This is a genomic window from Acinetobacter sp. YH12097 (assembly GCF_013419225.1).
Classification (GTDB): domain Bacteria; phylum Pseudomonadota; class Gammaproteobacteria; order Pseudomonadales; family Moraxellaceae; genus Acinetobacter; species Acinetobacter amyesii.
The window spans coordinates 1-10597 of sequence record NZ_VPAN01000060.1; the positions used below are offsets into that span (position 1 = coordinate 1).

Annotated in this window: 7 protein-coding genes and 1 pseudogene; 6 read left to right on the plus strand and 2 right to left on the minus strand. The window is 40.7% G+C overall.

The annotated features are described in order from the left end of the window. Nucleotides 1–140: transposase (locus FTU37_RS15495; protein ID WP_180107216.1), on the plus strand; the 140-nt coding region annotated here is incomplete at its 5' end. Nucleotides 141–201: 61 nt separating this feature from the next. Here the strand turns inward: FTU37_RS15495 and FTU37_RS15500 are convergent. Continuing rightward, a pseudogene (locus FTU37_RS15500) lies at nucleotides 202–1035 on the minus strand (efflux RND transporter periplasmic adaptor subunit); the annotation flags it as partial. A 151-nt stretch (nucleotides 1036–1186) separates the two neighbouring features. Between FTU37_RS15500 and FTU37_RS15505 the strand changes: the two are divergent. The 4 genes from FTU37_RS15505 to FTU37_RS15520 all read left to right on the plus strand — a co-directional run bounded on the left by FTU37_RS15505 (nucleotide 1187) and on the right by FTU37_RS15520 (nucleotide 7267). After that, the gene (locus FTU37_RS15505) at nucleotides 1187–1810 is read left to right on the plus strand and encodes a TetR/AcrR family transcriptional regulator (protein WP_180110863.1); all 624 of its coding nucleotides are present in this window, start codon (nucleotides 1187–1189) and stop codon (nucleotides 1808–1810) included. A 153-nt stretch (nucleotides 1811–1963) separates the two neighbouring features. Further along, entirely contained in the window at nucleotides 1964–4648 is a 2685-nt protein-coding gene (ppc, locus tag FTU37_RS15510; RefSeq protein WP_180066874.1) for a phosphoenolpyruvate carboxylase, read from the plus strand. A gap of 297 nt (nucleotides 4649–4945) precedes the next feature. After that, nucleotides 4946–6250 (plus strand): solute carrier family 23 protein, encoded by a 1305-nt coding sequence (locus tag FTU37_RS15515; protein WP_078191643.1) that lies wholly within the window; start codon nucleotides 4946–4948, stop codon nucleotides 6248–6250. 114 nt (nucleotides 6251–6364) lie between these two features. Next, entirely contained in the window at nucleotides 6365–7267 is a 903-nt protein-coding gene (locus tag FTU37_RS15520; RefSeq protein ID WP_180066875.1) for a LysR family transcriptional regulator, read from the plus strand. 9 nt (nucleotides 7268–7276) lie between these two features. Here the strand turns inward: FTU37_RS15520 and FTU37_RS15525 are convergent, their stop codons facing one another. Then, nucleotides 7277–8014 carry a sulfite exporter TauE/SafE family protein gene (locus FTU37_RS15525; protein ID WP_168379429.1) on the minus strand — a complete coding sequence of 246 codons (738 nt, stop codon included), beginning with the start codon at nucleotides 8012–8014 and terminating at the stop codon, nucleotides 7277–7279. Nucleotides 8015–8378: 364 nt separating this feature from the next. On the opposite strand from FTU37_RS15525, the gene FTU37_RS15530 reads away from it, so the two are divergent. Beyond that, nucleotides 8379–10328, plus strand: coding sequence for an acyltransferase family protein (locus FTU37_RS15530; RefSeq protein ID WP_180066877.1), 1950 nt, complete (start codon nucleotides 8379–8381; stop codon nucleotides 10326–10328). Nucleotides 10329–10597 lie beyond the last annotated feature (269 nt).

Below are 10597 nucleotides of genomic sequence, written 5' to 3' on the forward strand. Positions count from 1 at the left end.
GCAAGGAGTTCGGTGAAGAACTAAAACCTTATTATTGGAAACCTGTGCTTTGGACGAGGGCATACTGTCTACTTACAACAGGTGGAGCGACAATTGATGTAATTCGAGAATACATCCAAAACCAAGAGAGACCCGACTGAAAAGGCGTGCTATCCATCTCCATCTAAATCACAGATTATAGATGGAGAATTCCGCACATTTAGTTAAAAATACCCGTGCACTTTGCCCCAGTTGAATGGCGCTATTGCCTTCACGTAATGCCACTTTGACACTATAAGTACGAGACTGATCGGCAGCAGGACTAATTTCACGTACATAGCCTGCAAATTTTTCCTGTGGTTTCGACCACAAGGTAACCCATGCATCCTGCCCTGTTTTAATTTCAGTAACCGCTTGTTCAGGCACACCAATGACCACGTCACGTTCACCTGCTATCGCCAATTGAAATGCCGGTTGTCCTGCTGCAATCACTTGACCAATCTCAATATTACGCTCAGTAATGACCCCATTTTTATTGGCAATTAATTGGTTATAACCGGTCTGATTACGACTCACATCATAATTGGATTGCGCTTGCTTTAAATTCGACTGTGCTGCTTTATATTGGTTTTCCACCGCATCGTACTGCGAACGACTCACAGCATTGACTGGCAATAATTGCTTAAAGCGCTTTAATTCATCTTCAGCAATTTGCGCTGCGGAACGTGCGCTTTCAAGCTGTGCTTGCGCAGTATTGAGTTGTAATTGTGCATCTTTGACGTCTAATTTTGCCAAGACTTGCCCGACTCGGACTTGGTCTCCAACATCGACATAGCGCTCAGTGATTTGACCGCCAACCCGAAACGCTAAAGCTGTTTGCTGGCGTGCTTGTACATCACCCGCATAACTTTTTTGTTCAAAATGTGTGGCGCCTGGCTGAGTCACCATCACAAATGGCACTTCCTGTTCCGTTTGGGCTTTATCCTTGCTGCATCCCCATAAGGCCACACTGCAAACGATAATCATGCTGACAACTGTGATCTTAATCGTACTCATGAAGTTCGCTCTTAATAAAAAGTCTTTTTTAGGGCAGAATATTATTCAATTAATTTGGTTATTTTTTAATTAATAAACCATACGGTACATTAATTAGATTAATTATCCTAAATCAATGACCTTTTCGCCTTTTTTGGAATTTTTTCAGCAAATGAATGTCGGCCGCCCGAAAGACTTAGAAAAACGACAACGGATTTTAGAGTCTGCAAAACAATTATTTTTAGAAATGGGCTATCACGGTTGCAGCATGAATCAGATTGCCCAACATGCAGGGGTCACCAAACTGACGGTCTATAACCATTTTCAGGACAAAGCCACCTTATTTACCAGTGCGATTGAAGACACCTGTGAATATATTTTGAATACCCGCCCGCGACATCTGCACAGCGAAAGTCATTTTATGCAGGCTTTCGTTGAAATTTGTGAGTTGGGGCTGAACATCATGAATTTGCCAGAAGCCATTAAACTGGACTTATTACTTTTGGAGTTGGCTGCCGAACACAGTCCCTTGGTGGAACAGTTTTTCCGTGCCTCACATTTAAAAATGCGCCAAGTCTGGGAAAACTTTTTTCAAGACGCAGCAGCTTTAAATTTCATTCAGCAGGATCACCCTGCCCGACAAACTGAACTGATTGTGTCGCTACTGATGGGACTACGCCATCAAGAAGTCTTATTGGGCATGCGCCCAGTACCTGAAACAGCAGAGCGACAGGCCATTATTCACTCTGCCATCGACATCTTTATGCTGAAATATCAACTCGGCACACAGAGCTAAGCATTTTCTGAAATATTTCAAGGCTAAACTGAAACAAATGGCATAGCTACTGCTCATTTACCTAGAAAAGTCATCCGACTTTTGTCTGTACCCCCCTTTTGCCACAGCACTTTCGGGGTATAGTCGAGACAGGAATACGCGGAGAAATAACAAATGATTCAACAAATTGATGCTCCATTACGTGAAGACGTGCGCTTACTGGGCAATTTATTAGGTGAAACCCTAAAGCAGCATGCAGGACAAGATTTGTTTAATCAAGTAGAGCAAATTCGTGCTTTGTCTAAAGGCGCGCGCGATGGACAAGTTGAAGCTGAAAAACAGTTAGAACAATTATTTTTAAATTTAAAAGATGAAGAAATTCTGCCACTGACCCGTGCATTTACGCACTTTCTCAACTTTGCCAATATTGCCGAACAGTACAATGTTGTGCGTAGCCGTCGCCAAAGTGAGTTTGATGAGCAGGCACCCTCACCGAATCCACTGGATCATTTATTTGAAAAATTTAAAAGCAATAACATCAGTGCAGAACAACTGTTCCAACAAATCTGTGAATTAAAAATTGAACTGGTCCTGACTGCACATCCAACTGAAGTCAGCCGCCGTACCTTGATCCAGAAATATGATGGGATTAATGATTGCCTGTTTAAAATGGATCAACAAAAACTTACGCCACGCGAACGCAAAGCCGTACTGGATGATTTAAAACAACTGATTTGCTCGGCATGGCAAACAGATGAAATTCGTCAACATCGCCCGACGCCTGTCGACGAAGCCAAATGGGGTTTCACAACCATCGAACAGACCTTGTGGAATGCTGTACCCAAATTCATGCGTGAATTGGATGGCATGGTTCAAGATCATTGTGGCAAGACGTTGCCTTTAAATGTTTCCCCTGTGCGCTTTGCATCTTGGATGGGCGGTGACCGTGATGGCAACCCAAACGTCACCCATAATATTACTCAAGAAGTGCTGTGGCTTTCACGTTGGAAAGCTGCCGACTTGTATTTACGCGATATCGAAGACCTGCGTTGGGAACTCTCTATTCAAGAATGCAGCAAAGAGCTTAGTGATGCCTTGGGTCATTTCCACCCTGAACCGTATCGTGAATATCTACGTGATGCACGGGAACGCCTCAAAGCCACTCGTCACTGGTTGGCACTAAAACTCCGTGGTGAAGATGCGGACGATAGCCAAGTCATTAAAAGCCGCCATGAACTGCTTGATCCACTATTGGTTTGCTACCGTTCACTGATTGACAGCGGTTTACCTGAAATTGCCAATGGTCAGTTACTCGACTTTATTCATCGGGTGAATTGTTTCGGTATCGAATTACTCAAACTCGATATTCGTCAGGAGTCGACTCGTCATCGCCAAGCCATTTCTGCCATTACGGAATATTTAGGTTTAGGCAATTTTGAAACATGGACGGAGCAAGCCCGTCAAAATTTCTTGATTCAGGAACTGCAAAGCAAACGTCCATTGCTACCGAAGTTTTTAAATGAGCCAAAACAAAGCCTGATTGAACATCCGGATGTACAAGAAATCTTTGCAACCATGCGGACTTTGGCAGAGCAACCACCTGAAAGTTTAGGGGCTTATATTATTTCCATGGCAGAGCATCCGAGTGATGTCTTGGCCGTATTGTTACTGCAAAAAGAAGCGGGCATCAAACAAGCGCTACGCGTTGTGCCACTGTTTGAAACTTTAAAAGATTTGGATGGTGCCGCCCGTACCATGAATACCCTATTCAATATGCATTGGTATAAGCAGCATATTCAGGGTAAACATGAGGTGATGATTGGCTATTCAGACTCTGCCAAAGATGCGGGCTTTATGTCGGCAAACTGGGCACAGTATCGTGCGCAGGAAGAATTAACCGCGGTTGCGAAAAAACATGATGTACAACTGACATTATTCCATGGCCGTGGCGGTTCAATCAGCCGTGGTGGAGCGCCGACACAGCAAGCGCTGTTTTCACAGCCACCGGGTTCGATTTCAGGAGCGATTCGTGTCACAGAACAAGGGGAAATGATTCGCTTCAAGTTTGGATTAGAAGGCATTGCCTTACAAAACCTGGAAATTTACACCGCAGCGACCTTAGAAGCGACCTTATTACCACCGCCTGAACCGAAACAGGAATGGCGCAAGCTCATGCACAGCATGACGGATCTGTCGGTACAGGTGTATCGTCAAACCGTGCGTGAAAATCCGCATTTTGTAAAATACCTACGGACTGTAACGCCAGAACTGGAACTACAAATGTTACCGCTCGGATCACGCCCAGCCAAACGTAAAGTCAGCGGTGGAATTGAGTCATTGCGTGCGATTCCGTGGGTATTCGCATGGACTCAAATTCGTTTAATGCTACCTGCTTGGCTCGGTACAGGTGCTGCGATTAATCAGGTGATTGATCAGGGTCAAAAAGCAACCTTAGAAGAAATGCTACAACAGTGGCCTTATTTCCAAACGTTAATTGATATGTTGGAAATGGTCTTGTCTAAGGCTGATGGCCATGTGGCACTATATTATGAGTCTCATCTGACAGATAACGCAGACCTCAAACAGTTGGGCGAAGAGTTACGTCAGCGTTTACGTGATGCGGTACAAACGCTATTAGCACTCAAAGGTGAATCGAAATTACTTAGCAGTAACGATGTGCTTGACCAATCCATGAAGGTGCGTAAGCCTTATTTATTGCCGCTACATTTACTACAAGCCGAACTGATGAAACGCCGCCGTGCATACCTTGCCGAGCGTCAAGCTGAAAATACCCCAGTCGACCATGCGTTGATGGTTAGCATCGCGGGTATTGCGGCAGGTTTGCGTAACACTGGCTAAAACTTCCAACCCCAAACGAAGCACATCCATGGATGTGCTTTTTTTTTAAGCAATCACTTTAGCTTTAAATTGTTTAGGAATATATAAAATAAGAAAAATTTATGAACTAAGATAAAAAACCAACAATGATTAATTACATGATTTAACATTAATTTTACATATAAAAAACTTTTACCACTTGGTAAAAATACATGTAAAGTCAGGTAATTAATTTGAACAAAATATTTTTAAAAGTAATTAAATCTTCTAAAAAACAAGAGTATGATGTGCACAATTTATCTTTTGAGTGCTCATTTTATGTCCAATTGGTTTCCCAAATGGCGCCCATACGAAGGCAATATTGATGCACGTCCTGTCGGTACCAATGAGTATCTTCCGCCTGTGCAAAGTGTTGTATTGGGGATACAGCATGCCTTTGCAATGTTTGGTGCAACGGTTCTTGCACCATTCTTGATGGGTTTTGATGCCAATCTTGCAATTTTAATGTCGGGCATCTGTACCATCTTGTTCTTCTTTATGACTGGTGGTCGTGTACCAAGTTATCTGGGCTCAAGCTTTGCCTTTATTGGTGTGGTCATTGCCGCAACAGGTTATGCAGCGTCAGGTACTGGCGCGCCAAATGCCAATATCGCGATGGCTGCTGGCGGGATTATGGCCTGCGGTATTTTATATGCCATTTTTGGTTTTATCGTGATGGCAACGGGTACCCGTTGGATTGAAAAACTCATGCCACCTGTCGTTACAGGTGCAGTGGTGATGATCATTGGTCTCAACCTTGCCCCAGTGACCATTAAAGGGGTTGCCGGTAATAACTTTAATATGTGGATGGCTTTAGTAACCGTACTATGTATGGGTTCAATTGCTGTGTTCACCAAAGGTTTATTACAACGTCTATTACTCTTAGTTGGCCTTCTACTCGCTTACTTGGTGTATTACATCATTTCCAATGTCATGGGTCATGGCACACCAATCAATTTCGTTCCCGTACAAGAAGCGGCTTGGTTTGGTGTTCCGCACTTCCATTCACCCGTGTTTGACTTCAATGCCATGCTCATCATTGCACCGATTGCGTTGATTTTGGTTGCAGAAAACCTTGGTCACATCAAAGCTGTAGGTGCGATGACAGGTGAAAATCTCGATCCGCACATTGGTAAAGCCTTCGTTGCAGATGGTGTTGCAACCACACTTTCAGGCGGTGTCGGCGGTCCGGGTATGACAACCTATGGCGAAAATATTGGTGTGATGGCGGTAACACGTGTTTACTCGACCATCGTATTTGTATTTGCGGGTGTATTCGCCATCTTCCTTGGTCTTTCTCCAAAGTTTGGTGCGATTATTCATACTATTCCGCAAGCCATTTTGACAGGTGCATCGATTGTTGTATTTGGTCTAATTACCATTGCAGGTGCGAAAATCTGGATTGAAAACAAAGTCGATTTCTCAAAAAATAAAAACCTGATGGTGGCAGCAGTCACGATTATTTTAGGTACAGGTGACTTTGCACTTCAATTTGGTAACTTCAACTTAGGTGGTATTGGTACTGCTACATTTGCAGCGTTGATTTTGAACTGGTTCTTTAGCTTGGGCGACAAATCAGAATAAGCCCCAAGACATTTAAAAAAGAATACAACATTCATTTGAAAAGCGGCCGAAAGGTCGCTTTTTTTTATAGCTACTCTTTCGGTAAGATAAGGCATTAGCCAAGGAATACACCGTATGCGACTGGATTTGTTCGACCTTCAATTGGTACTGCACATTGTTGACAGCGGTAGTCTGACCAAAGGCGCTGCTCGTTCTGCCATCTCGCTACAAGCAGCCAGTGAACGAATTAAAAAACTCGAACAGCATTACCGCACGACCCTGTTCACTCGCCATGCCAAAGGGGTCAAACTAACCCTTGCCGGTCAAACCTTGGTTGAACATGCGCAGCGCATCTTGCATGAGGGGCAACAATTAGAACACGCAATGCTGTCCTTTGCCCATGGGCTGAGTTCCAATATGACCTTATGGTGTAATTCATCTGCACAAAGTGAATATTTGCCGGTTTTGCTGCCACGCTATTTGCTGGAAAATCCCAATACACAAATTGAGCTGCATGAAGCCGAGTCTAAAGACATCATTGCAGCGATTGAACAAGGCAATGCACAACTAGGTCTAATTTCGGGTTTCTTTAAATCCGAAAAGTTACAAACACTTGAGTTTGCAGATGATCCGTTGGTGCTGATTTGTCCTATAACTCATGAATTGGCCTCGATATCTAGCGTCAAACCCGCAGAGATTTTAAATTATCCCTTTGTCGGTTTGATGCAATATCATTCCTTGCAACAATCGATTGAGGCACAAGCCAAATTATTCGGCTGTGAAATTCAGTATCGGCTGCGTTTGCCGAATTTTGCCGCGATCGCGCAAGTGATAGCGAATGGTGTGGGCGTTGCCATCATGCCAAAACGTGCGGCCCAACGATTAATCAGTTTGTATGCCTTTGCCCAAGTTGAGCTCAGCGGTGACTGGGCCAATCGAAAATTGCTGCTCACCGCACGTAATTTTGATGATTTACCCTTAAATTATCAGCATTTCAGTCAGTTTCTACTGTCACAAAAATCTACTTTAGATGGCTAAGTCTAGGCTTCAAATCACGCCAAACTGGTGCAGCATCATATAGCCACCGAGGGCAATCAACCCGATAAAAAACACCTTACGGAATTTTTGTTCTGGAATGCGGTAACGGATTTTTTTCCCTGCCCACATGCCAATGAGCGCAGGAACCAGTGCCATGGCTGACATGGCATAATCAATCGGGAGATCTTCCACAGGATTTTGCTGTAAGAACACCGCCAAACAAATAGTTGACGTGGTAAAGGCCAAACCGAGTGACTGTACGAGGTCATCGCGTTTCAGTTGCAAACCTTGCAAATATGGCACCACAGGGATCACTACCACACCTGTGGCTACAGTCAGCGCTCCACCGAGATAACCGATCATTGGAGATAGCCATTTTTCATGTGGTGCAAAGTTCGGCAAGCTTTTGGCACAAAGCCCATACAGTCCGTATAGTGCCAACATGCCCCCCAGTAAAGCTTCACTTTTAAACTCGCCATGCCCTAAAGTTGGGAAAATACTCCAAATTGAACCGACGATGATGCCGAGTAACAAGGGCCAAAAGCGTTGAATTAGTCGCAGCACCTGCCCTTCGGCAAATAGTTGCCAAAAGTTGGTTACCATAGATGGAATGATCAATAACGTGGCTGCCTGAAATGGACTGATCACCATGGTGAGTAAACCCATCGATACCGCAGGCAGGCCTAACCCAATTGTGCCTTTAATCAGACCTGCGATTGCAAAAACTGTGATGACGAACCAAATCATGGAGAAACTCGCTGAAGAATTGGTTCTATGCTATGCAATTCAGGCACTTTGAAAAATCAGTGTTTTTGGAATAGAGCCTCAATAAAAAGTTGAGGCTAGGTTATAGCGTCTAAAACAGATAGCGTAGATGGGCTAAACAAACTCTTCTGATTTTGAATAAGTTATAAGTGTATTGGTTGAATAGTAATATAAAAACCGTTCCAATATGCTGTTTACTGGAACGGTTTTCAATAAGATATTGATACTTATAGTAAAATTTCAAGAATTTCGTATAACGCGTATTATGTTAATTTTAGGAAAAATTAAGATTACTTTTAAAAATTAAAAGGTTAAAATCCCCTCAATATTTTTGGGTTAGATGTGAATGCATAACAAAAACTTTCGATACGATATTAATGGATTAAGAGCATATGCTGTTATCCTTGTCGTTCTCTTTCATTTTGGTATTATAGGATTTGCAGCAGGATTTATCGGTGTTGATATTTTCTTTGTAATATCAGGTTTTTTAATGACTAGTATTGTTATTAAAAGCTTAGATAAAGGAAATTTTTCGCTTTTAAAATTCTACCTAGCCCGTGGTATACGTATTGTTCCAGCCCTTTTTGTAGTCAGTACGATAGTACTTATTTTAGGGTGGTTTCTTGTACTTCCAACAGATTATAAGGCATTAGCCAAGCACACTCTTTCAAGTATCAACTTTTTTTCAAATATTGTGTATTGGAGAGAGTCTGGCTACTTCGATACTGACTCACATAATAAAGCTTTGCTCCATACATGGTCTCTATCTGTTGAATGGCAATTTTATTTGGTTTTCCCAATTATTGTTGCTTTACTTTATAAAATAAAAAAATCTAGAAATTTTCTACTCACATTTTTTATTTTAGGAACAATCATTTCTTTAATATTATCAATCATTATTACTGCAAAAAATCCATCAGCTGGCTTCTTTCTGTTACCAACTAGAGCTTGGGAAATGCTAGCTGGAGGATTGATTTTCTTTATTCCTAAAGAAAAAGTTCCATATAAAAAACCTTTAGAGTTCATTGGTTTTTTTCTAATAGCTATTAGCTGTTATATTTTCTCAACTGACACATTATGGCCTAGCTATAATGCTATTCTACCAGTTCTAGGTGCTTTTCTTATTCTTTTAGCACATCAACAAAATTCTATTTTTACAAAAGGATCTGTTTTCCAATGGTTAGGTAATAATTCATATTCAATTTACCTTTGGCATTGGCCGATCGTCTTTTTCTTACATTATTTTTATAAAAATGATGACTATATATTTATTACAGCAGGGATAATTTTATCTATCATTCTAGGATGGCTTTCTTATACTTATATTGAGAATCCAACTCGTAAAAAATTATCAAATTTATCAATAGTTAAAGCTTATTTTCTTTGGTTTTTATCTATTTCAATTCTTAGCTTAATTTCAATTATGATATTTAAATTTGATGGTGTTAAAAACCGTTTTTCTAATGAAATTAATAATATTAGTAATACCATCAATGATATTAACCCAAGAAGAGATGAATGCCTTGGTAAACAGGATGACTCTCAACTTAAAAAATGTACCTATGGTGATGGACCATTGTCTCTAATAGTCGTTGGCGACAGCCATGCAAGTGCTATGTTAAATGGTGTTATTAATGCTCTACCTAATAATACATCTTTAATTTCATTTACTATTAGTGGTTGCCCTACAGTTAAAAATTTAAAAAAGACTAATATGCCTGAATATTCTTGTGGCGAAAGAGTAAAAGATATTATTAATGATATAAAAACGAACTACTCGACTGATATTCCAATCCTAGTAATTAATAGAGCTAATGCCATTTTTCAAGGTGAACCAGAAAATGATAAAAGTAATCAACCTATTCGATATATAAATACTCCATCTCTTGTATTTGATGAGGAATATTATGCACAAATGAGAAATGCCTATGTTGATACATTAAAAGATTTATCTGCATCTCATAAAGTATATATTACAAGGCCAACTCCAGAAGCTAAAAAAGAAATTTCCAACCTTGCAGCCAAAATTTTTAAGTATCATTTACCTACTCAAGATTTAACCATTACTTGGAATGAATACTACGAAAGAAGTAAACAAGCTTGGAAAGCCCAAGATATGGCAGCACAGTCCACTAAAAATATTCAAATAATTGATTTATCTAGAGAGTTTTGTGATAACGAAACATGCTACTTTACCCAAAATAATTTACCTTTATTTTATGATGACGATCATATGAGTTGGACTGCATCTCTAAAATTAGCCCCTATATTTAAAAAAGAAATTTTTGATAAATAACAAGTAAAGGACCACTAACGTGGTCCTTTTTATTTAATTATTTAACATAAAAACTCTTATACGAAATTCAAATGTTAGAACCCATTTAAAGTGTCTATATTCTCACCAATAAAAATGTCTAGTTTATGATGGTTTTTATCACCATGGACTGGATATAAATATAGATGCTGATCACTATGTCTGACAAAGAAATTCAACGGCTTGCAGTTCTGCAAGACGTTCGAGATCATCGTATTACCCAGGTCCGTGCTGCTGAAATCCTAAATCTT

What these genes read in the sequence shown, in the direction of transcription:
- FTU37_RS15515 (WP_078191643.1), top strand. Translation starts at nt 4,946, where the DNA reads ATGTCCAATTGGTTTCCCAAATGGCGCCCATACGAAGGCAATATTGAT.
- FTU37_RS15505 (WP_180110863.1), top strand. Translation starts at nt 1,187, where the DNA reads ATGAATGTCGGCCGCCCGAAAGACTTAGAAAAACGACAACGGATTTTA.
- ppc (WP_180066874.1), top strand. Translation starts at nt 1,964, where the DNA reads ATGATTCAACAAATTGATGCTCCATTACGTGAAGACGTGCGCTTACTG.
- FTU37_RS15525 (WP_168379429.1), bottom strand. Translation starts at nt 8,014, where the DNA reads ATGATTTGGTTCGTCATCACAGTTTTTGCAATCGCAGGTCTGATTAAA.
- FTU37_RS15530 (WP_180066877.1), top strand. Translation starts at nt 8,379, where the DNA reads ATGCATAACAAAAACTTTCGATACGATATTAATGGATTAAGAGCATAT.
- FTU37_RS15520 (WP_180066875.1), top strand. Translation starts at nt 6,365, where the DNA reads ATGCGACTGGATTTGTTCGACCTTCAATTGGTACTGCACATTGTTGAC.